We start from the raw sequence: 20,236 nt of genomic DNA, 5'->3' as shown, positions 1-20,236 counted from the left end.
GAGGTCTCATGCATATTGCCCCATTCGACAACCAGAACAAACCCATTGTGGATACTGGTGACCCGACAGTGCCGTTGAACTATTTCAACATCGTCAAATTGAAAAAGGGCGAGGCGTTCGAATATCAGGTACCCGGATATGAAACCTGCATTGTTCCGGCAACCGGCAGCGTCGATGTCGACGTGGAAGGCGTCCCCTTCCCCGCTTTGGGAAACCGGGGCGAAGACGTCTGGGATGGCGAACCCGAAGGGGCCTATGTTCCCGTGGGTGCCAAAGCGCAAATGGTCTGCGTATCTGAATCCGCCGAGGTCTTTGTAGCTGGTGCGAAATACGACAAGGTGCTGGATCCATTCCACGTGCGTGAACATGACCTTGTGCAATATGGCAGCGATGACACCAAGACCCATCGCAAGATCAAACATATTCTAGGTCAAAAGCAGCACGACAAAGTGGGCCGGCTGCTGGTGAGTGAGTTGTTCACCGTTGGTCAAGGTGGCTGGTCAGGGTTCCCCAGCCACAAGCACGACACCAACCGCCTACCCGATGAGACGCGGCATGATGAGACCTATAATTTCCGCTTCAAACCCAACTGGGGCTCGGGTCTGCAGATGTTACAGCGCGAAGATAACGCCCCTGGCGATGCTTATCACATCGTCGATGGCTCGACTGTTTGTATAGACACCGGGTATCACCCCTGCTGCGTCTTGCCAGGGTACGAGATGTATTACTTCACCATCCTCGGTGGCCTGACCCAACGGTCTCTGGTGCAGTACTTCCAACCCACCCATGCCTATCAGATCGAAACGATTCCGGGCATCAAAGACATGATCGCCAAGTTCAAATGACCCTTGTTACGCTGAAAGATGTGCTGCAACCAGCCTACGCGCAGGGCTATGCTGTTGGCGGGCTGGTAGCGCTGGGCTGGGAGGACATGCGCGCCTATGTGGCCGCAGCCGAAGCCGAAAATGCGCCCGTCATCCTGCAAGCCGGACCAAGCTGTCGCGAGCACACGCCCTTACCCATTCTGGGAAAAATGTTCCGGCACCTGGCTGAAAACGCCTCGGTCCCTGTCGTGGCGCATCTGGATCACGGCTATACGTATGAGGAGTGCAAGATCGCGCTGGACAGCGGCTTTACCTCGTTGATGTTCGACGGGTCGCGCAAGCCTCTGCAGCAGAATATTGACGAGACCGCCGCCATCGCCGAAATGGCCCATAAGGCAGGAATTTCCTGCGAGGGTGAGATCGGGTTTGTCGGCTATTCCGGCGGGGAAGGATCGAACGGCACAGAACCCGCCGAGGCGGCGCAATTTGCCCGGCAAAGCGGTGTCGATGCGATGGCGATCTCGGTCGGCAATGTACATTTGCAACAAGACAAAGAAGGCGGATTGGACGAGGCCCGCATTGCCGAGATCGACGCATTGACCGAGGTCCCCTTGGTGATCCATGGCGGCTCGGGCGTGCCGGTGGAACAGCGCGCGCGGCTGTCGCGCGACACGTCGATCTGCAAGTTCAACATCGGCACCGAACTGCGGATGGCCTTTGGGAATGCCCTACGCGCAGCAGTCAACAGCGACCCAAACCGATTTGATCGCGTGACTATCCTGAAAGAAACGCAAGACCCGGTCGAGGCCGCCGCCCGCGCCGTGATCCGCGCTTTTGGGGCACCACCGCAGAAGTAAGACACACTCGGTCAACCGGTCGCGGCCCCGACAAGCCTGATGCCGCGAAAGAGCAGGGTCAGATCGAGCCACCCTCGACCATGAAATTCCCCGCGCTGCACATGGCGGCGTCGTCTGAGGCCAGAAAAACCGCCATCCGCGCCACATAGACCGGGTCAATCGGGTCCGGCAAACACTGGCGGTCGACCTGTTTGGCCAGCGCCTCGGGCGTGACCCACAGGTCCTTTTGGCGCTCGGTCATGATCCAGCCGGGAACGACGGTATTGACGCGTATGCGGTGATCGCCCAATTCGCGCGCCATTGTGCGGGTCAGGCCATGCACGGCGGATTTCGCCGTGGCATAGGCCGGGAACCCTGCGCCACATTCCCACCAGGAATTCGAACCCAGATTGATGATCGAGCCGCCGCCCGCCGCAATCATACCGGGCGCAACAGCCTGAATGGCAAAGAACATGTGGCGGATATTCGTCGCCATACGTTCATCCCAATAGTCCGGTGTGACTTCGCGCCAGTCGTGGCGATCATCATGGGCCGCATTGTTGACCAGAACATGCGCCGGGCCCAGTTCCTCGGACAGTTGCTCCAGTGCGTCGCGCAGCGCGTCGATGTCGCGCAGATCGCACTGCGCGAATGCGTGCTCGCCTTCCAGCTCGGCCAGCAGTGCGTGCCCGGCATCAGCGTTGATATCCAGAAACCCGACTTTCGCGCCTTGCTGGGCAAACGCTCGGACGGTCCGCGCTCCGATACCACCGGCGCCGCCGGTAATTACGGCGGTTTTGCCTTTCAAACTGGGGTAATTCGCAAAATCTTGGGTCAACTATCTCGCTCCATGATCCATTCGACCTCGGGGGCCGGGACAAACCGCCATTTGCGCAAGGGGCCTGCCATGACGTTCAGATAGTACATCTCAAACCCACAGGGCGCGCCGCAAGGGTGATGGCCCCGCGGCACGGTCACAACATCGCCATCGGATACGGCCATCGTCTCGTCCAACTGACCGTCATCGGTATAGACGCGCTGAATGCCAAACCCGTTGGCGGGGTTCAGGCGGTGATAATAGGTCTCTTCCAAATAGGTGATCCGGGGATAATCATCCTCGTCATGGCGATGGCTTGGATAGGATGACCAGTTGCCGTCGGGCGTAAAGACCTCGGTCACCAGAAGGCTGTCGGCGTAGTCTTCGCCCTCCATCGCGATGTTGTTGATGTAGCGTGTGTTGGTCCCCTTGCCCCGTTCGGTCAAAGTAATGCCGTCCGGCCCGATACGACGCGCTTGATGTCCGCCTTTGCCAGGGGCCGTGCATACCGCGATGATGCAGTCAGTTTCCGCAACCGCCTGCCAGTCGGTCCCGTTGGGCAAATAGAGGCAATGCGGAGCGGTCTTTTCAAACACATCCATCCGGTCGCCCAGCACGCCCCAGTCCTGTCCGGCTCCGGTGATCTGCGCCTTGCCTTCTACCATGACCAAAATAACCTCGCGGTCGCCAGTCACCTCGGCAGCTGTGTCGCCCGCGCGCAGATGGTACAGGCCAAACCCGACATAGCGCCAACTGGCATCGGCCGGGGTGATATCGTGCACCTTGCCACGCGTACCGAAGGGTTTTTTCAGAAGGTCTGCCATCTCGTGTTCTCCGTGTTGGGCGGGCATGTTCGCCCGCCCGATATTGCCTTATGCTGCCTGTCGGGTTTCCAGCGCTGCAAGCGTCTGTGCCAGCTGTTCTTCTGTCCACCCTTCGGATACCGCGCTGCGCAGGATATCGGCTTGACTGGCGGGGGCGTTCCCGCCAACCGGTGGGTCTGTATCCAGATTGGTTGGAAACGGATACCCCTCGGCAGTGGCCGCGATGGCCGCGTCCAGCTCTGGCCCCGACAGATCGCCACGCTGCTTCAGCGCCACCAGCGCCGGGAACGCCCTCAGCGACATGGCGCGCCGGTCGATGGCCTCCATCGCGCGCCCGAAGGCTGATGAGACCTGAAGCAGGTTTGCCATCCTGTTGATATCCGCGCTGCGGTTCTCGCCCGCCGCATGAAACAGCGCCGGGTTGAAGAAAACGGCATCGCCCTTGTCCAGCGACAGCTGGATGTAGTTTGCTTCGAAATGGTCGCGGTGGGCCGTGTCGTGAAACGCCAGATAGCCCGGCGCATAGAGCTGCGAAAACGGCAACAGCTTGGTCGGTCCGCTTTCGACCGGCATATCGCAATGAGCGACCGCGCCCTGCAAGGTCAGAGTCGCCGTCACCAAATGCGCATGGGCCGGATACCGCGCGGCGCTTTCGGCGCTTTGAAACCCCAGATGATAGTCCCGATGCGCTTGCTGTGCCTTGCCGCCGGGGCGGACCTGATTGACCTGTGCAGTCATCTGATAGTTCGGACCCAGCCAGGCCTCACACGCGGCCGCAATCGAGGTGTTGCCGAAGTAAAGCGCAAAACCTTCGGGATCCTTCATGCATTGCTTTTGCAGCGCATTCCACACCCGGTCATTGGCACCCGAGGCCGCAAAGTGATCGCCTTCGCCTGCCCCATCTTCGCGCTCTTCGTCGATGATCTGTTGAAACACCTCCGTCGCCCGGTCGATCACGGTGGTATCCGCATAAGCGCCTTTCAGCGCGATCACTCCGGCCGAGCTGTTCAACACCTGCCCCCATTCCGCAAGCAGAGCTTGACGCTGTGCGCCTTCCTCTAGCGCAGGCCGCAGGGCATTCATGTCATAAACGGGTACGTTCTTTTCAATGTCCGCCGCATGGGGCACCGCTGACGCCTGTAGGGCCTGAGAGGTCAACACCTTGAATTCATCCAGATCACAGGATTCCCGGTCAAAATATCCGACATATCCAAGTTCTTGGCTTACCATGATTTTCTCCTTTCTCATGGCTTCGGTGTTGCCCATCGGGCGGTGAGTTATGCAGTGATCGTCAGCCCAGCCTCCCCACAGACTTCGACAATGTGCTCGTAACCCTTCTTCGAATATTCGTAAGGTGGCGCTTTGGCTGGATCCTGTTCGGCCTCAACCACGATCCAGCCGCTGTAATCCATCGTCTTCAGCGCGTTTGCGACGGCTTGGAAGTCGATGCAGCCATCTCCCGGCACGGTGAAGGCGCCAGCAATGACGGCATCCAGAAAGCTGCGATTGTTCTCGCGCGTATCCTGAACGACCTGCGGGCGGACATCCTTGAAATGCACGTGATGCACCCGGTCACCCCAGCGGTTCAGAGTGGCCATCACATCGCCGCCCCCAAACAACAGGTGGCCCGTGTCAAAGCACAGCTTAACCTCGGGGCCCGACCCCTCCATCAGCCAGTTCACGTCGTCTTCGCTTTCGATGATCGTGCCCATGTGATGATGGTAGGCCATGGGCATGCCCTGATCGGCCATCCACTTGGCCAATTCGGTGATCTTGGCGGCGTAGGCCAGAACTTCATCCTTCGACAGTTTCGGGCGGCCGTTCACCGGCGTTCCGATCTGGCCCTGAACGGTGTTCGAGCATTCGGCGTAGACGATACAGGGACTGTTCAGCGCCACGAATTGTTCGACCTGTTCGCGCACAGCCTCGCGCTCGGTGGCAAAATCATTCACCAGCGACGCGCCCGAACACCAACCACCGCAAAGCGCAGTGTCATTCGCCTCAAGATAGGCGCGCAAACCTTCTGTATCGCCGGGCATCCGCTGGCCGCGCTCAACGCCTGTATAGCCGATCTCACGCGACTCCTTCAGCGCCTGCTCCATGGTGTAGGCAGCGGTCAGATCCGGCAGATCATCATTCTGCCACGCGATCGGAGAGATTCCGATTTTCACGCTCATTTGGTATTTCTTTCCTTGATCGCCAGCTCGTAAGCCGCGCGTTTTTCGTTCACCTCGGGGCGGATGCTGACCTCGGGCACGGCGACTTCCCACCACGTGCCACCATATTCGGTCGAGGGGTAGGGATCGGTGTCGATGACAACCACATACGGCCCTTTGATATCGGCGCGCTTGGCAAGCGCGTCCTCGAGCTCGGCAATCGAGCCGACCTTGACCGAGGTCGCCCCCATCGCCGCCGCATGAGCGGCAAAGTCGATATTGGACGGGTTTTCATGCACCGCATGGTCCAACAGGTTGTTAAACTCGGCCCCGCCGGTGCCCATCTGCAGGCGGTTGATGCAACCAAAGCCCCGGTTGTCGGTGATCACCACGGTGAACGAGACGCCCATCATCGCGGCCGAGGCCATCTCGGAATTGGCCATCATATAGGTGCCGTCGCCGGTAAAGCAGATCACGTCGCGCTCGGGCTCGGCCATCTTGATGCCCATGGCGCCCGCGATCTCGTACCCCATGCAGCTGAAGCCGTATTCCATGTGATATGCACCAGGGCGCGGGGCTTTCCACAGTTTGTGCAGTTCACCCGGCATGGTCCCAGCCGCACACATCACCACCGTATCGTTATGCGAAGCGCGCTGGACTGCGCCCACCACCTGCATATCCGTCGGCAGCGCGTTTCCGTCGCCGGGCGCATCCGTCAGCTTATCGACCTTTCCATACCAATCCGCCTTGAGCGTGTCCGAGACCGGATCGGCGCGATAGCCTTGCAGAGCCGCGCCCAACTCCTCCAAACCCACGCGCGCGTCCGATTGCAGCGGCATCGCGCCGTGTTTTTCAGCGTCATAAGCGTTGGTGTTCAGGCACACCATCTCGCGATCCGGGTTCGAGAACAGGCCCCATGACCCAGTTGTGAAATCCTGCAACCGCGTCCCTACTGACAAAACCAGATCAGCTTCGGCGCAGACATCATTGGCCGGTTCACCCCCGGTCACGCCAACGGGGCCCAGGTTCAACGGATGGTCCCAGGCCAACGCGGACTTGCCCGCCTGCGTTTCGGTGACGGGAATGTTGTGCATTTCAGCAAAGCTTTGCAACGCTTCCGTCGCATCCGAATAGTGCACGCCGCCCCCCGCGATGATCACCGGACGTTTGGCCGCCTTGAGCGCTGCCACTGCGCGGGCCAGCTCACCTTCATCCGGGCGGATGCGGCGCTGATACCAGACGCGGGGCTCAAAGAAGCTTTCGGGATAGTCATAAGCTTCGGCCTGCACGTCCTGACAGAAGGACAACGTGACCGGCCCGCAATCGGCGGGGTCCGTCATGGTGCGGAACGCCCGCGGCAGAGCGGTCAGCAGGTGTTCAGGCCGAGTGATCCGGTCGAAATAACGGCTGACCGGGCGGAAGCAGTCATTGGCGCTGACCGTACCGTCGCTGAAATTCTCGGGCTGTTGCAGAACCGGATCAGGCCCGCGTGTCGCAAACACGTCGCCGGGCAACAGCAAGACCGGTAGGCGGTTCACATAGGCCAGCGCGGCCGCCGTCACCATATTTGTGGCTCCCGGCCCAATCGAGGACGTCACCGCCATCGTCTGCGTCCGCCGCTTTTGCTTGGCATAGGCAATCGCGCAATGGGCCATGGTCTGCTCGTTATGGCCGCGATAGGTGGGCAAGCTGTCCTTCACTGCATGCAGCGCCTCGCCCAGCCCAGCCACATTCCCATGGCCAAAGATGGCCCAGACGCCAGCGATAAACGGCTCTCCAGCCTCGTTCAATTGCGCGCCCAGATAGCGCACCAAAGCTTGCGCTGTGGTCAGTCGGACTGTTTTGCCCATTGTGATCCCTTTCAACACAAGGCCAATTTGGCCATTCCAGAATTTTCGTTAAATGCTGGACGCTTGAGCCCAGGGTTGGGGGAACGGCGTTAAACCGTTCCGCCAAGTGAGCCTTCCAGCTGAGCCAGTTCCTGACCACCTGCCATCAGGTCCTGTAATTCTTCTGGCGTGATCTCACCACGTTTTGCAGTGCCCAGAGTCTGACCCCGATTGAGAACGGTAAAGCGGTCCCCCACGGCCAGAGCATGACGCACGTTGTGGCTGATGAAGACAACGCCCACACCTTGACTGCGCACCTTGTCGATGGTCGCCAGAACATTCGAGGTCTGACGCACGCCAAGGGCCGAGGTCGGTTCGTCCAGGATCAGAATCTTCGCGCCGAAATGCACAGCCCGCGCAATTGCCACCGTCTGACGCTCACCCCCAGACAATGTGCCAACGGCCTGATCCGGACCACGCAGGTTGATGCCCATTTTGCGCATCTCTTCCATGGTGATCTCATCGGCCAGCTTCTTATCGAAGAAGTTGATCCCGGCCACTTTGCGCGTCGGCTCGTTGCCCATGAAGAAATTGCGGCTGACGCTCATCAGCGGAATCATGGCCAGATGCTGGTGCACCGTTGCGATCCCAGCGGAGATCGCATCGCGCGGGTCTTCGAAGTGCATAGGCTTGTCTTCGAAGAATATCTCGCCTGCGGTTGGCTTGTGCACACCGGACATGGTCTTGATGAAGGTCGACTTGCCCGCACCGTTGTCGCCCAGAAGGCAGTGACACTCCCCTGGTTTTAGGTCAAAGCTGACTCCAGCCAGCGCAATGACCGAGCCGAAGTGTTTCTGGATGTCGACCATCCGAATGATCGGCTTTTGATCCTGCGCGTCGCCATGATGGAACTTGGTATCTTCGGTCATCTCAGCGTTCTCCTGTGATGATGCGACGGATATAGGTGTTCAGGATCACCGCACCCAGCAGGATCACGCCCAGGAACACCCGGAACAGAGAGCTTTCCACGCCGGCAAAGAACAGTCCCTGTTGAACCACACCAAAGATCAGCGCGCCGAGCGCCGCGCCAAGGACCGAGCCATAGCCGCCGGTCAGCAATGCGCCACCGATAACCACAGCAATGATCGCTTCGAACTCCTTCAGCAGACCACGATCCGCACCGGCTGATCCGAACTCCATCACCTGACAGGTGGCGAAAACCGTGGCGCAGAAGGCCGTGAACATAAACATCAGGATTTTGACTTTGTTGACTGGAACACCCGAGTTCCGGGCTGCCTCGGCATCGCCACCAGCTGCGAAAATCCAGTTGCCGAATTTGGTCTTGGTCAAAAGCACATGGCCAAAGATGATGATTACGATAGCCCAGATGATCAGCATTGGAATGCCGTCCACCACCGGCTGACCCTGACGCGTACCCCGTTCGAAAACCTCGATAATACCGTTGTCACCCAGCCAAACGAACAGGCCCTGCCCGACCTTACCGCCAAAGATAGATGCCAGCCAATCGCCTTCGGCTGCGTCCTTGATCCCGCCGATGATGGTTTTACGTTCAATCGTCTGTGGCAGGTAAATCGTGAATCCGCGCAGAATGAACAAAAACGCCAGCGTAACAATAAAACTGGGCAGGCCTGTTCGGACAACGATGTAGCCGTTTAGCGCTCCGATGGCGACGCATAGGACAAACGTGATTATGATAGCCATCCAGACCGGCCAGCTCATCGTGACCGAGAAAATAGCAATCATCATGCCCGCAAACCCGATCATCGACCCAACGGACAGGTCAAATTCACCGGCGATCATCAGCAGGCAGGCCCCAACAGCGATGATCATGAACTGAGCCGAAACGACCGACCAGTTCATGACCCCCTGAGCGGTGAACATGCCGCTGTCAAAGGCGAACAGCAGGAAAAAGGTGAATACGGCGACAGTGCCGACCATCCCACCCAATTCGGGGCGGATCAGAGCGCGGCGCAGTGGTGAGATCTCTTTGATCCGTTCGTCGCCGCCTGCCGTGGATTGAACTGACTCAGACATCGTGGTCCTCCCTCGCGCGGGGTTCTGAGTTTTGGGGGTACAGCGGGCACGCCCAATTGGTGCCCGCTGTGATTGAGAAGATCAGCGGTATTCGCCCGCGAACTCTTCGATCTTGGTCAGACCGTCTGCTGTTACGAAACCGGGGCCCGAGTTGATGTTGTTGCCCGGCAGAACGCCATAACGGTGGTAGTTGGTCATAACTACAACCGGCAGATAGGCTTGCAGGAAGGGCTGTTGGTCGATGCCCCACTGGATGGTGCCGTCCTTGATACCTTTGACGATTTCACCGCCCAGATCGAATGTGCCGAAGTAGATGTCACCGGCCATGCCGTTTTCCTGTAGCGCCAGAATGGTCGGATCAGCCGAGGTCGGGCCAAGTGTCAGAACAGCGTCGGTGTCCGGGTTAGCCGACAGATAGGCCAGCACCCGGTTCTTGATTTCGGCTGGGTCCTGCCCCGCGTCGATCATCTGCTCGCCCAGTTCGACGCCCAGACCATCGGCGAAGCCCTGACAACGCTCCTGGCTGGATGGCTGTACGATGTAGTGGTTCACGCAGAGGAACGACCCGATGCCGTCAGCCTTGGCGCGCTGACCGGCAGCGAGGCCCGCGTCATATTCTGGCTGGCCAACATACATCAGAGCGCCCACTTCGCGCGCTTTCTCAGGCGTGCCGGTGTTCATGATGATAACGTCGATACCGGAATCCACCGCAGCTCGGATTGGACCTTCCAGGATGTCTGGATCGGCCAGCGTGGTGATGATCCCGTTCGGGCCAGAGGCAGCCGCCTGATCAATGATCCGCGCCATGTCCGCCAGATCGCCGGTCGGAGGGTTACGGTATTCCACCTCGACCCCCATCTGCTCGCCCGCCAAGGCGATGCCGTTTTTGATCGTATTCCACCAGCTGTCGCTGTCAGGGGCGTGGCTGACCAGAATGTACTTCTCGCCCTCCGCAGCCGCGCCGGTCACGGTCGCCAGCGCCATCGCACTGGCCGCCAGAGCGCTTTTTACGAACTTATTCATTTGGTTTCCTCCCATAAGAACAGTTTGTCTTTTTTGCCGGGGTCTCAGCCCCAATCATTCGGACGGACCGAATCTCCTCCACTCCGGAAGCTGACGGAGCTGTTCCCAGTTTCCGTATATCGACTCATTTTGCAACCGGTTTCAAAACATCAGATAGGTTAACTGCCCGGCCAGATCGCAGCGAAAGGGTCGCGGCCTCGGCCATGGCTAGGGCGGCCACTCCGTCTGCAAGAGTGACCGGTATAGGTGATGAGTGTTGCGCTGCCCTCACAAACGCATCCCATTCGGCGCGGTACGCTGGCATATAACGCTCAAGGAAAAAATACGTTGGCTTGGCACCTGTGACGCCTTGAGCCGTGGATTTCACCACAGCGTTTTCCAATATGTTGTTGGCTTGCAGCAATCCGCCGGACCCCAACAACTCGATCCGCTGATCATAACCGTAGACCGCACGCCGTGAATTCTTGATGACGGCGATCTGACCGCTGCTGTAAGTCATTGTTACAACAGCCGTATCCACGTCACCTGCTTGTCCGATTTCGGGATCGACGATCGCGCTGCCAATGGCAGAAATCTGTTCCGGCAACTGACCCATCAAATAGTTCGCCATATCAAAATCGTGTATCATCATGTCGCGGAACAGGCCGCCAGACACTTTGACATAGCTGATCGGAGGAGGCGCCGGATCGAAGCTAGTGATAGATAGCATCTCGGGCTTTCCGATCTCCCCCTGATCAGCCGCAGCTTTAAGGGCCGAAAAGCTAGGATCGAACCGACGATTAAACCCGATCATCACAGGTTGAGCTGTCTCAGCAACCGCCATTTGACAGGCTTGAGCACGCTCCAGATCCAAATCCACTGGCTTTTCGCACAGAACAGCCTTTCCCGCGCTGGTTGCGGCTTGGATCAAATCGGAATGCGTGTCGGTTGGCGTAGCAATGAGGACCGCATCTATCGAAGAATCAGCGATAATTTCTTCAGAACTGGCCGCCTTGGCGCCGTATTGGGCCGCCAGTGTATCCGCCGCCTCGGTCACTGCGTCAGAAATTGCCACCAACTCGGACTGGGGATGCCCGGCGATTGCATCTGCATGCACGCGTCCGATACGTCCTGCTCCCAGTAATCCAATCTTTAGCATGGGGGCCTCCCGAATCCTCTTCTCAGCGCAACAATGTTCATTTTTGCAACCGGTTGCAATGCTTTTTCTCGCGGTCGAGGCATCCGTATTGCAAGTCACAAGCGCTACTCAGACTCGATTGCAGATCGAAGATCGAATGATACCTTCACGATTTCAAACGTTTCGAAGTCAGAAACCTTTCTGAAACCTGGGTGATTCTGGTGGCGCGCCTTCACGCTCCCAAAAAACATGGGCGGTGTAAGTCCTTAATTTTCAGATACTTACGTGTCACTCACCTGAGACGAAGAATTTTTGCAAAATTTATGTCATAATGACCCATTGTTTTGTGGGGTGCTGTCAAAATGTTTGATTATGGAATTACATCGAAATTCAGTTTGGGCGGGTTCAATTTCGGAGAATTCGGCGTATCAACCTGGATCGGTCAAATCGTCGGGAACCCGGTTTTCCTGATCATCACAGTGGTTGGATTGTATTTTCTGGCTCGGCTGGTTCTCGCCAAATAGGCAAAACCATAGCGACAATGTTGCTAACTCCCCTTGGCTAGTCCCAAGGGTTCGGTCTTTTTTTAATCAAAACTCAGCCGTCAGATAAAATGGCGCCCACGGGAGGACTCGAACCCCCAACAGCCCGATTAGAAGTCGGATATTCTATCCAGTTGAATTACGTGGGCGCAAGTTCGCTTTTATTGGACAACGCCAACCCATAAGTCAACGCGGTAATTGCGACCCTGACGCGCAGCCGAGTTTCAAGCCTTTGGGTTAAGGTCCAATCGCATGAACGCGCTATTTGGGTCTGCCTCATATCCGTAAATCGGTCCGCAATATGCGTAGCCCAGAGCTTCATAGAGCTTACGCGCGGCGTCATATTCCCCAAGATGCGCCGCTCCGGTTTCAAGAACCAATGCCGAAACGCCCTCGGCCCGCGCCAAATTTGCCAGGTGGTTCATTATCTCGCGCGCCAGTCCTTTCCCCCGTTCAGATGAAAGAACATGTACGGACTTCACCTCGGCGGTGCCGTCCGGCAATGTTTTCAGCGCGCCACAACCGACAGGCCTGCTTTCGTTGTACACAGCCCAAAACCGCATGTCCGGCCCGGCCAGTCCCTGCGCATCCATAGTATGATTGCTTTCAGCTGGTCCTGCCGTTTCACTATGTGCAAAGTGAGCCTGCACCAGTTGCCGCACACCATCCGAGGTGGGATCAGCCAGGCGAATGTGGACCATTCAGTGCGTCCAGGGCGCGCGCCGGTCGGTAGCGAAGTTCTCGCCATACCCACGTGCACGCAGATTTGGTTTGCGCTTATGCGGCTCGCTGACAATGGCTTCGATACCGTTGTCTTTGGCGTAGTCCAGCGCCTCTTCCTTGGTATCGAATTTCAGGCGCACCTGTGTCTGAGTATCGGACGACGACGTCCAACCCATGAGCGGATCAACCTCGCGCGAAGACGCAGGGGCATATTCCAGAACCCACTTGCGGGTCTTGGCCATTCCCGAAGTCATGGCATTCCTTGCAGGTTGGTAAATCCGTGCGCGCATGTCGCCTCTCCGTACTCGCTTGGCTAGGGGTGTTTATGCGTCAGACGCGCCGCCCGGACAAGCCCGCAATTGTCGCAATTGAAGCGATTGGAAATGCCCCCTTGAACAAGAACAAAAACAGACCAAAATCAGGCCCGAAAGGAATCCCCCCTTATGGCCTATGCACATTCCGACAAGACGCAACTGATCTCTGAAGATGTCCGCGCCCGCCTGAAGCTGGAAGGCGGCAAGGCATTTGTCATGCACACTGATTTTGCGCCCGCAGGGGATCAGCCAACGGCCATCAAGGAACTGGCGGGCGGCGTTCAGGACGGTGAACGTGATCAGGTTTTGCTGGGCGCGACCGGCACGGGCAAGACCTTCACTATGGCCAAGGTAATCGAGGAAACCCAGCGCCCCGCCATCATCCTTGCGCCCAACAAGACGTTGGCCGCGCAGCTATATGGCGAGTTCAAAGGCTTCTTCCCCGAAAACTCGGTCGAGTATTTCGTGTCCTACTACGACTATTACCAGCCCGAGGCCTATGTGCCGCGCAGCGACACCTACATAGAAAAAGAATCTCAGATCAACGAACAGATCGACCGGATGCGCCACTCGGCCACGCGGGCTCTGCTGGAACGCGATGACGTGATCATCGTGGCCTCGGTGTCGTGCATCTACGGTATTGGCTCGGTCGAGACCTACGGGGCGATGACGCAGGATCTGAAGGTGGGCAGCGAATATGATCAGCGGCAGGTGATGGCTGATCTGGTCGCCCAGCAATACCGCCGCAACGATCAGGCGTTTCAGCGCGGGTCGTTCCGTGTGCGGGGTGACAGCCTCGAAATCTGGCCCGCCCACCTTGAGGACCGTGCATGGAAGCTGTCCTTCTTCGGCGAAGAACTGGAACAGATCACCGAATTCGACCCGCTGACCGGCGAGCGCACCGCGACGATGGAGCAGGTGCGAGTCTATGCGAACTCCCACTACGTGACACCGAAACCAACGATGCAGCAGGCAATCATCGGGATCAAAAAGGAACTGCGCATTCGGCTGGATCAACTTGTTGGCGAAGGCAAATTGCTGGAAGCGCAACGTCTGGAACAGCGCACCAATTTCGATCTGGAAATGCTCGAGGCCACTGGCGTCTGCAACGGGATCGAGAACTACTCGCGCTATCTGACGGGCCGCGCGCCGGGCGAGCCGCCCCCGACCCTGTTCGAGTTCATCCCGGACAACGCCATTGTCTTCGCGGACGAATCCCACGTCAGCGTCCCGCAGATCGGCGGCATGTACCGGGGCGACTATCGGCGCAAATTCACGCTGGCCGAACATGGGTTCCGCCTCCCGTCCTGCATGGACAACCGCCCGCTGAAGTTCGAGGAATGGGACGCCATGCGCCCGCAATCCGTCTTCGTCTCGGCCACCCCTGCCAAGTGGGAGATCGAACAGACCGGCGGTGTCTTCACCGAACAGGTGATCCGCCCCACCGGCCTGCTGGACCCCGAGGTCGAAATCCGCCCCGTCAGCATGCAGGTCGATGATTTGCTGGACGAGGTACGCAAAGTCACCGCCAACGGGTTCCGTACGCTGGTCACGACGCTGACCAAACGCATGGCCGAGGACCTGACCGAATACATGCACGAACAGGGCATCAAGGTGCGCTACATGCACTCGGATATCGACACGATCGAGCGGATCGAAATCCTGCGCGACCTGCGCTTAGGGGCCTTCGACGTCCTGATCGGCATCAACCTGCTGCGCGAAGGTTTGGACATCCCCGAATGCGGACTGGTCGCCATTCTGGACGCCGACAAAGAAGGCTTCCTGCGGTCCGAGACCTCTCTGGTACAGACCATCGGCCGCGCCGCGCGGAACGCCGATGGCCGGGTGATCATGTATGCCGACAAGATCACCGGTTCTATGGAACGCGCGCTGAATGAGACCAACCGCCGCCGCGCCAAACAGATCGCCTATAACGAGGAACACGGCATCACGCCCGAGACGGTGAAGAAGAATGTCGAGGACGTTCTGGCCGGGCTTTATGAGGGCGACGTCGACATGAACCGCGTCACCGCCACCATCGACAAACCGATGCACGGCGCGAACCTTGAGGCGCATCTGGACGGCCTGCGCGAACAAATGCGCAAAGCTGCCGAGAATCTGGAATTTGAAGAGGCCGCCAACATCCGGGATGAGATCAAACGTCTGGAAGCAGTCGATCTGGCCGTCGCCGACGACCCCATGGCGCGGCAATGGGCGGTCGAGAAGGCCTCGGAAGACGCAGTGAAAGCGCGCGGACGGTCAACGGCTGGCAGGCCGGGTCAGCGGGGTGGGAATGTGAAGCGGAGGAAACGGTAGACCGTTAAAGACGTAATTCAAAGATGCCGCGCATGGCGAAATTTGATTCTGCCACCTTGCCCAGCTGCGTTCTGTAGCTAGGTTCAGGTTATGCGAGCCGTTTTGTTATTAATGATCCTCAGCACCCCTGCCTACGCGTGGGATGTAACCGTTGATGAAATTTGCACCCTGTCGCACGAGACCGACGCGGCGAAAATATTCCTTACCTACGAGCCGTCCAAGCCGCTTTATACAATCACCGTGACCCAAGCGAATTCTGATTGGACACAGACTCCGTGGTTCGCAATGCGCTTCGAAGGATCGTCCCCGATCGAAATTGCCACATCCCGCCATGTTCTTTCCGACGACGCAAAGTCATTGACGGTTACAAATACGGGTTTCGGAAACGTGCTTGATGGGTTGGAGTACAACCAAATAGCATACGCATTCACACAGGATCACGTGGCCACATTCTCGCTGGACGGCGCTGCTGACCCGGTGCGGATTTTCCGCGAATGTGCTGGGGCTCAACTGTCCTAACCCATCCGGAATATGACCATTCCTGATTTTTGCCTCAGCGCGTTTCCACGGTATTTAGTTTGATTGCATAAGTCTCGAACGCCTATACCCCGCGCGAGTGCTTCTCGCGCGGGCCCGTGCTCACCCCTTATCCCAATGGGCAATCACATCATACCCAACTGGTGAGGGAGGGCCTTCCATAAATTCAGCAAAATGCCCCCAGAGCTCGGCCACTTTCGAGGCGTTCGCGTTCGATGTTTCCTCACTCTCGACCACCGAGATCACATAGCCTGAACCGTCTTCATTCATGACATTGGTAAAGCTGTGCATGCCGGGCATGCCCATAATTTCGGATTTCAGTGCATTCATCTTCTCAGTTGCGGCGTCACGGGTGCCGGGCTTCATTTTAAATTGAGTAATTCGCGCAAACATCATTTTCCTCCCTCATGGGACGAGATTGCGCTGTGCTGGGTTTATGCAACCTCGCCAAGAACATATTAACACGCCGCCAAATAATCTCATATTGAGAGTTAGTTTTTCGAGGTAATTTCAACTTTAAGCCTCAGCAGTTTGCGACGGCTGACACTTCACAGTTGCAGCCCAGCGCTCTCTGCTTCACGTTTGAAATCACAAATTGTGATTCCAAAAGGTTGCCATGACGAACACCTTGCCCAGCACGCATGAGGTCCAAAGCGCCATTCACCGCGTGCGTGGCACCCGCGTGGTGCTGGCCGAGGATCTGGCACAGTTCTATGGAAAATCCGTCAGCGCCTTCAATCAGGCCGTGTCGCGCAACAAGGACCTGTTCGAGGGCTACCGCTTTCAACTGACCGATGCCGAAGTCGCCGATTTGCAATCACAAAATGTGATCTCAAAACCCAAGGGCCGCGGCGGGCGGCGGGTCAACCCTTGGGTCTATACCGACTACGGCGTGGCCATCGCCTCGGCCCTGTTCAAGGACCCGCGTGCGATCAGGATCACGCGGATGATTACCGAGGCCTTTGTCGACGGAGCGAATGCTTTGGCCGAAACCCCGCGCAGCGCGCCGGAAATCCTGCCGCCCGAGGATGCACCCGCCCCGCTGCTGCCCAATGGTGAGCAGTTGCGCGATCTGGCCGAAAACATCCTCGATTCCGGGCAGCAGAGCCTTGTGGATTACATCGCCAACCCAACCACCAAGCGCCAGCAGGCCGTGGCGGCGATCATGAAAACCCTGGCTGAGACCGCAGGTGAAGAGGTCCGCACCCAACAGGAACGCCTGCGCCTGCGCATTGCCGAGCGTCTGGCTACCGGTAACTATGCCGATGATGATGACCGCAAACAGTTGCTGGAATTGCTGCAGGCGATGAAGGGTTAAACCCCCAGCTCTGCCCGCAACTTTTTGGTCAGCTTCGCAACGACCAGATCATAAGAGGTCACGATATGTTCGCGCAGCGACGCGTCACTCATCCCGCGTTCCTCGTGTACCTGCAGCCATTTCATCCCGCGCGAAGCCAGATAGGGCGCTGGGCGGATACCGGGCTCGTCGCTTAGAACCTCAAAGGCGAGATCGGTGGCTTTGAAGGTGAAAGCATCCTGGCCATTGTTCCAGCCGCAGATCGCAAACACCTTGCCGCCCACTTTCCAAACATCCGTATCACCCCATTGCACCACATGGGTGGTCGCTTTGAGAGTGTCGCAGAAACTGTTGAACTCGTCGCGGGTCATGCAGGGATCAGGGGCGCAGGAATTTGGCGTTACCGACCTGTTTCTCCGCTTGCAAAGGCGTCTCTACCGCGCTTTGTCGGCCAGAGTCGCATGCGATTCCATCTGCATCCGGGTCATTGCGCAAATGATAACCAGGCTGCCCTTCGTAATACGGACCGGGCAGGATTTTTTGCGCCGCGTGGCACCCTCCAACAAGCGCCGCAAGGTGAAACACGGCCTCTTCCCGCTCAAAATCCGATGTGCGTATGAACACGCTCAGCGCAATCGCCGCAGTTGTGACCGGAAGCATCAGAATCATCAACATAATCCGAACCGGCGACAGCGCCCTTTTACGGGTCACTTCCGCACGCCGCTGGCGTTCTGGGCAGGTCGGATCGGTGAAGACCGGACGCAGGGAGGATTCTCGGGTCGTCATACGGCCTGAGTATACACGGTTTGTGGCAATTCCGAGCCCCCTGAGTCCGAACACGAGTGATTAAGTTTTGGTGATCGGAACTGTCGCGAACCGAGACATCAAAGGTTAAAGTAATTTGGACCAGAGCAGGCGGGGCACAGAATGACAGAAACGAACCCTTTTCGAGCCGTAGATGATCACGCCCGAAAACTGGCCTACGACCTTATTGCGTCGGCGACCTTCGGGGCGTTGGCGGTAAACCGCCCGGATACAGGGTTGCCATCTGTCTCTCGGATCGCGCTGGCCATGGCACCAGATGGATTGCCCATGACGCTGATCTCTGCGTTAGCCGATCATACGCGCGCCCTGACCGCATATCCAAACTGCGCCATTTTAGTTGGTGAACCCGGCGACACCGGCGATCCGCTGACCCATCCGCGGCTGACCCTGCATGCTCAAGCCGGATTTGTCGTGCCCGGTACACCTGAACACTTTGACCTACGTAACAGCTACCTAAGCCAACGCCCAAAAGCCAAGCTGTATGTCGATTTTTCGGATTTCAGATTTGTCCGCTTTGCAGTCACTGACGCGCTGTTGAATGGCGGTTTTGGCAAGGCATGGCGCCTTGCCCCTGAAGATATTCGAGCCGATCAACGCACAACATGAACCGCACACGCCGCGTGCCGCACAACGTGGTTCGCCGTAGAGCCCAACAGCAAGTCCTGCATACCTGGGCGGTGCGATGCCATAATGATCAAGTCAGGTTTATGCTCACTGGCCCAATCCAGGATAGTACGGCCTGAATGCCCCTCGATCACGATACCCTTTGCATTGGGCAATTTGGCGGCAAGGCTGTCCAACTCGGCCTGAAGCGCTTTACGCGCCTCGGTCAGATACTCGGGTGGCATGTACGAGATGGCATAGTTGGGGATATGTTCAACCACGTGAAGTAGAGTGACCTGAGCATCTGGCGTTGCCAAAACCTCTGCCAGTTTCAAAGGGCCGGAAATATCCCGTTCTGCATCAAAGGAAATCGGGACCAAAATATTGTGATACATGACGCGTACCTCCGTTTCATTCATCGGAAATTTGCACCAATACCAAGGGGTCGGCTTTGATTTAGGTCACTAAGTACCAAATGTTTCGGCAACGTCATACATCACCGGCTCGAAGCTTTTGCACATTTCGTTTATTCTACGATTGCGGTCGCGCATTTCCGGCGTGCGTAGCATGGCCAGGAAATCCTCGCGCCGTTCCCATTGCGAATAGTTGGCAATCCGAGTTTGTGCATCATTGACATGTAAACCTGCGGCGATGAACCCCGGCTGCTTAGAAATGAACTCGGCATAGGCATCGGTCAGCGCTTCAAGCAGGTCATGACATGTGCCCGGCGTCATCTCGAATGTGGTGATTACGGTCTGGACGCTGGCATTTTTCGCGATGTGCGGCATCTGGAATCTCCCTTGTTCTGGTCGAGCCTAACACAAGTTCTAAAAAGGTCCCGGGGTTTCCTGAACGGTGCGCCACAAACCGGTATTTGCGAAAAAGTAAGAATAACTAACGTTCCGTTAACTATGCTGCCCGATGCTTTGCGCATGTTCCGGCTTGGCTGTCTTTTTGCTCTGTTGTTTATGGCGTCCCCCGCGTGGCCAGGCGCCTGGCTGCGCGCCAAGGACTCGGCATTTACTGCCGCGTCGGTCACAGTTTTCACAGATGACTACGGGTACGACTATAAGTCAGCTCTGTATGCGGAATGGGGGTACCGCGAGAACCTGACACTGGGTTTCGACTTTGAAGAAAACCGTGACATTTATGGGCACGCCAACGTTTTCGCCCGCGTTCCGGTTGCCGATCTGAACAATATAGGGCGCTTCGCAGCAGAGCTCGGCGTCGGAGTGCATCATCGACACCGTGACGCATGGGCCCTTTACAAGGCGACACTGTCCTATGGCAAAGGTTTCCAGACCGGCTGGGGCAGCGGGTGGGTCGCAATTGACACAACGCTGGAATACCGAACTCACGATGCGCTTTTCAGAAAGCTGGATATTACGACCGGTCTGTCCGCACCCAGATTGCTCAACCCGCTGTTGCAGATAGAAACATCCTATCGCTCCGGGGACCCGTTGTATTGGCGTGTGCGCCCTTCAGTCATGATCCGCAAGCAGGACAGACCGACAACATGGGTTCTGGGGTTGGAACGAAAAGATGCCCGCAATGATACGGGCATCAAGGTCGCAATATGGGCGGATTTCTGAAACCCG

General features: G+C 57.6%; 24 protein-coding genes and 1 tRNA gene. 8 read left to right on the top strand and 17 right to left on the bottom strand.

Features of this window, described 5'->3' with window-relative positions; genetic code table 11:
* The first annotated feature begins 8 nt into the window (after positions 1-8).
* Positions 9-845, top strand: coding sequence for a 5-deoxy-glucuronate isomerase (locus AC2TAD_RS07795; RefSeq protein WP_480866971.1), 837 nt, complete (start codon positions 9-11; stop codon positions 843-845).
* Positions 842-1,681 (top strand): class II fructose-bisphosphate aldolase, encoded by an 840-nt coding sequence (locus tag AC2TAD_RS07790; RefSeq protein WP_480866969.1) that lies wholly within the window; start codon positions 842-844, stop codon positions 1,679-1,681. The genes AC2TAD_RS07795 and AC2TAD_RS07790 overlap by 4 nt, the downstream gene beginning before the upstream one ends.
* A gap of 58 nt (positions 1,682-1,739) precedes the next feature.
* Here the strand turns inward: AC2TAD_RS07790 and AC2TAD_RS07785 are convergent, their stop codons facing one another.
* The 9 genes from AC2TAD_RS07785 to iolG form a co-directional block, all read right to left on the bottom strand.
* A complete protein-coding gene (locus AC2TAD_RS07785; RefSeq protein ID WP_480866967.1) occupies positions 1,740-2,498 on the bottom strand; it encodes an SDR family NAD(P)-dependent oxidoreductase in 759 nt (252 codons plus the stop codon).
* Positions 2,495-3,301: a 5-deoxy-glucuronate isomerase gene (gene iolB, locus AC2TAD_RS07780; protein WP_480866965.1), complete on the bottom strand. Its 807-nt coding sequence runs from the start codon at positions 3,299-3,301 to the stop codon at positions 2,495-2,497. The genes AC2TAD_RS07785 and iolB overlap by 4 nt, the downstream gene beginning before the upstream one ends.
* A 48-nt stretch (positions 3,302-3,349) precedes the next feature.
* Entirely contained in the window at positions 3,350-4,531 is a 1,182-nt protein-coding gene (locus tag AC2TAD_RS07775; RefSeq protein ID WP_480866963.1) for a phytanoyl-CoA dioxygenase family protein, read from the bottom strand.
* Positions 4,532-4,578: 47 nt separating this feature from the next.
* Entirely contained in the window at positions 4,579-5,478 is a 900-nt protein-coding gene (gene iolE / locus AC2TAD_RS07770) for a myo-inosose-2 dehydratase (RefSeq protein ID WP_480866962.1), read from the bottom strand.
* Positions 5,475-7,307, bottom strand: coding sequence for a 3D-(3,5/4)-trihydroxycyclohexane-1,2-dione acylhydrolase (decyclizing) (gene iolD / locus AC2TAD_RS07765; RefSeq protein ID WP_480866960.1), 1,833 nt, complete (start codon positions 7,305-7,307; stop codon positions 5,475-5,477). Before iolD ends, iolE begins: the two co-directional genes overlap by 4 nt.
* 89 nt (positions 7,308-7,396) lie before the next feature.
* Positions 7,397-8,215, bottom strand: coding sequence for an ATP-binding cassette domain-containing protein (locus AC2TAD_RS07760; protein ID WP_170353423.1), 819 nt, complete (start codon positions 8,213-8,215; stop codon positions 7,397-7,399).
* A gap of 1 nt (position 8,216) precedes the next feature.
* On the bottom strand, positions 8,217-9,341 hold the full coding sequence (locus AC2TAD_RS07755) for an ABC transporter permease (RefSeq protein WP_170353424.1): 1,125 nt from the start codon (positions 9,339-9,341) through the stop codon (positions 8,217-8,219).
* 81 nt (positions 9,342-9,422) lie between these two features.
* Entirely contained in the window at positions 9,423-10,325 is a 903-nt protein-coding gene (locus AC2TAD_RS07750) for a sugar ABC transporter substrate-binding protein (RefSeq protein WP_234899385.1), read from the bottom strand.
* Positions 10,326-10,488: 163 nt separating this feature from the next.
* Complete coding sequence (iolG, locus tag AC2TAD_RS07745) at positions 10,489-11,502, bottom strand: inositol 2-dehydrogenase (RefSeq protein WP_480866959.1); 1,014 nt, start codon at positions 11,500-11,502, stop codon at positions 10,489-10,491.
* A gap of 341 nt (positions 11,503-11,843) precedes the next feature.
* Here iolG and AC2TAD_RS07740 point away from each other — a divergent pair, with 341 nt between their 5' ends.
* Complete coding sequence (locus AC2TAD_RS07740) at positions 11,844-12,005, top strand: hypothetical protein (protein ID WP_353391306.1); 162 nt, start codon at positions 11,844-11,846, stop codon at positions 12,003-12,005.
* Positions 12,006-12,095: 90 nt separating this feature from the next.
* On the opposite strand, the gene AC2TAD_RS07735 is transcribed toward AC2TAD_RS07740, so the two are convergent.
* From AC2TAD_RS07735 to AC2TAD_RS07725, 3 genes are all read right to left on the bottom strand, one after another.
* A tRNA-Arg gene (locus AC2TAD_RS07735) sits at positions 12,096-12,172 on the bottom strand.
* 75 nt (positions 12,173-12,247) lie between these two features.
* Entirely contained in the window at positions 12,248-12,724 is a 477-nt protein-coding gene (locus AC2TAD_RS07730) for a GNAT family N-acetyltransferase (protein ID WP_480866957.1), read from the bottom strand.
* On the bottom strand, positions 12,725-13,036 hold the full coding sequence (locus tag AC2TAD_RS07725) for an ETC complex I subunit (RefSeq protein WP_170353429.1): 312 nt from the start codon (positions 13,034-13,036) through the stop codon (positions 12,725-12,727).
* Between the two features lie 153 nt (positions 13,037-13,189).
* Here AC2TAD_RS07725 and uvrB point away from each other — a divergent pair, with 153 nt between their 5' ends.
* Entirely contained in the window at positions 13,190-15,376 is a 2,187-nt protein-coding gene (uvrB, locus tag AC2TAD_RS07720) for an excinuclease ABC subunit UvrB (RefSeq protein WP_480866955.1), read from the top strand.
* Positions 15,377-15,466: 90 nt separating this feature from the next.
* Positions 15,467-15,895, top strand: a complete 429-nt coding sequence (locus AC2TAD_RS07715) for a hypothetical protein (RefSeq protein ID WP_209195255.1) — start codon at positions 15,467-15,469, stop codon at positions 15,893-15,895.
* Positions 15,896-16,015: 120 nt separating this feature from the next.
* Here AC2TAD_RS07715 and AC2TAD_RS07710 read toward each other — a convergent pair whose 3' ends face one another.
* The gene (locus AC2TAD_RS07710; RefSeq protein ID WP_234899364.1) at positions 16,016-16,309 is read right to left on the bottom strand and encodes an antibiotic biosynthesis monooxygenase family protein; all 294 of its coding nucleotides are present in this window, start codon (positions 16,307-16,309) and stop codon (positions 16,016-16,018) included.
* A gap of 220 nt (positions 16,310-16,529) precedes the next feature.
* Between AC2TAD_RS07710 and AC2TAD_RS07705 the strand changes: the two genes are divergently transcribed.
* Positions 16,530-17,231, top strand: a complete 702-nt coding sequence (locus tag AC2TAD_RS07705; protein ID WP_480866953.1) for an ORF6N domain-containing protein — start codon at positions 16,530-16,532, stop codon at positions 17,229-17,231.
* Here the strand turns inward: AC2TAD_RS07705 and AC2TAD_RS07700 are convergent.
* Both AC2TAD_RS07700 and AC2TAD_RS07695 read right to left on the bottom strand, forming a co-directional pair.
* Positions 17,228-17,581 (bottom strand): MmcQ/YjbR family DNA-binding protein, encoded by a 354-nt coding sequence (locus AC2TAD_RS07700; RefSeq protein WP_480866951.1) that lies wholly within the window; start codon positions 17,579-17,581, stop codon positions 17,228-17,230. The two genes, AC2TAD_RS07705 and AC2TAD_RS07700, sit on opposite strands and share 4 nt — an antisense overlap.
* A gap of 7 nt (positions 17,582-17,588) precedes the next feature.
* Positions 17,589-17,879, bottom strand: a complete 291-nt coding sequence (locus AC2TAD_RS07695; protein WP_353391296.1) for an excalibur calcium-binding domain-containing protein — start codon at positions 17,877-17,879, stop codon at positions 17,589-17,591.
* A 258-nt stretch (positions 17,880-18,137) separates the two neighbouring features.
* On the opposite strand from AC2TAD_RS07695, the gene AC2TAD_RS07690 reads away from it, so the two are divergent.
* Positions 18,138-18,641 (top strand): HugZ family pyridoxamine 5'-phosphate oxidase, encoded by a 504-nt coding sequence (locus tag AC2TAD_RS07690; protein ID WP_170751675.1) that lies wholly within the window; start codon positions 18,138-18,140, stop codon positions 18,639-18,641.
* Here the strand turns inward: AC2TAD_RS07690 and AC2TAD_RS07685 are convergent.
* Complete coding sequence (locus AC2TAD_RS07685; RefSeq protein ID WP_170751677.1) at positions 18,626-19,033, bottom strand: universal stress protein; 408 nt, start codon at positions 19,031-19,033, stop codon at positions 18,626-18,628. The genes AC2TAD_RS07690 and AC2TAD_RS07685 overlap by 16 nt on opposite strands.
* A gap of 69 nt (positions 19,034-19,102) precedes the next feature.
* Complete coding sequence (locus AC2TAD_RS07680; RefSeq protein WP_170353438.1) at positions 19,103-19,426, bottom strand: antibiotic biosynthesis monooxygenase family protein; 324 nt, start codon at positions 19,424-19,426, stop codon at positions 19,103-19,105.
* Positions 19,427-19,549: 123 nt separating this feature from the next.
* On the opposite strand from AC2TAD_RS07680, the gene AC2TAD_RS07675 reads away from it, so the two are divergent.
* A complete protein-coding gene (locus AC2TAD_RS07675; protein ID WP_480866949.1) occupies positions 19,550-20,230 on the top strand; it encodes a hypothetical protein in 681 nt (226 codons plus the stop codon).
* Positions 20,231-20,236 lie beyond the last annotated feature (6 nt).

The organism is Ruegeria sp. HKCCD7628 (genome assembly GCF_057221005.1).
The sequence above is the reverse complement of the archived record's forward strand: the minus strand, read 5'-3'. Positions and strand labels throughout refer to the sequence as shown.

Coding starts and splice junctions, on each gene's coding strand:
- AC2TAD_RS07680 (WP_170353438.1), bottom strand. CDS start 19,426: ATGCCGCACATCGCGAAAAATGCCAGCGTCCAGACCGTAATCACCACA.
- iolD (WP_480866960.1), bottom strand. CDS start 7,307: ATGGGCAAAACAGTCCGACTGACCACAGCGCAAGCTTTGGTGCGCTAT.
- AC2TAD_RS07675 (WP_480866949.1), top strand. CDS start 19,550: ATGCTGCCCGATGCTTTGCGCATGTTCCGGCTTGGCTGTCTTTTTGCT.
- AC2TAD_RS07775 (WP_480866963.1), bottom strand. CDS start 4,531: ATGGTAAGCCAAGAACTTGGATATGTCGGATATTTTGACCGGGAATCC.
- AC2TAD_RS07760 (WP_170353423.1), bottom strand. CDS start 8,215: ATGACCGAAGATACCAAGTTCCATCATGGCGACGCGCAGGATCAAAAG.
- AC2TAD_RS07705 (WP_480866953.1), top strand. CDS start 16,530: ATGACGAACACCTTGCCCAGCACGCATGAGGTCCAAAGCGCCATTCAC.
- AC2TAD_RS07715 (WP_209195255.1), top strand. CDS start 15,467: ATGCGAGCCGTTTTGTTATTAATGATCCTCAGCACCCCTGCCTACGCG.
- AC2TAD_RS07725 (WP_170353429.1), bottom strand. CDS start 13,036: ATGCGCGCACGGATTTACCAACCTGCAAGGAATGCCATGACTTCGGGA.
- AC2TAD_RS07700 (WP_480866951.1), bottom strand. CDS start 17,581: ATGACCCGCGACGAGTTCAACAGTTTCTGCGACACTCTCAAAGCGACC.
- AC2TAD_RS07740 (WP_353391306.1), top strand. CDS start 11,844: ATGTTTGATTATGGAATTACATCGAAATTCAGTTTGGGCGGGTTCAAT.
- AC2TAD_RS07790 (WP_480866969.1), top strand. CDS start 842: ATGACCCTTGTTACGCTGAAAGATGTGCTGCAACCAGCCTACGCGCAG.
- AC2TAD_RS07730 (WP_480866957.1), bottom strand. CDS start 12,724: ATGGTCCACATTCGCCTGGCTGATCCCACCTCGGATGGTGTGCGGCAA.
- AC2TAD_RS07795 (WP_480866971.1), top strand. CDS start 9: ATGCATATTGCCCCATTCGACAACCAGAACAAACCCATTGTGGATACT.
- AC2TAD_RS07695 (WP_353391296.1), bottom strand. CDS start 17,879: ATGATTCTGATGCTTCCGGTCACAACTGCGGCGATTGCGCTGAGCGTG.
- AC2TAD_RS07750 (WP_234899385.1), bottom strand. CDS start 10,325: ATGGCGCTGGCGACCGTGACCGGCGCGGCTGCGGAGGGCGAGAAGTAC.
- AC2TAD_RS07690 (WP_170751675.1), top strand. CDS start 18,138: ATGACAGAAACGAACCCTTTTCGAGCCGTAGATGATCACGCCCGAAAA.
- iolG (WP_480866959.1), bottom strand. CDS start 11,502: ATGCTAAAGATTGGATTACTGGGAGCAGGACGTATCGGACGCGTGCAT.
- iolE (WP_480866962.1), bottom strand. CDS start 5,478: ATGAGCGTGAAAATCGGAATCTCTCCGATCGCGTGGCAGAATGATGAT.
- iolB (WP_480866965.1), bottom strand. CDS start 3,301: ATGGCAGACCTTCTGAAAAAACCCTTCGGTACGCGTGGCAAGGTGCAC.
- uvrB (WP_480866955.1), top strand. CDS start 13,190: ATGGCCTATGCACATTCCGACAAGACGCAACTGATCTCTGAAGATGTC.
- AC2TAD_RS07685 (WP_170751677.1), bottom strand. CDS start 19,033: ATGTATCACAATATTTTGGTCCCGATTTCCTTTGATGCAGAACGGGAT.
- AC2TAD_RS07710 (WP_234899364.1), bottom strand. CDS start 16,309: ATGATGTTTGCGCGAATTACTCAATTTAAAATGAAGCCCGGCACCCGT.
- AC2TAD_RS07755 (WP_170353424.1), bottom strand. CDS start 9,341: ATGTCTGAGTCAGTTCAATCCACGGCAGGCGGCGACGAACGGATCAAA.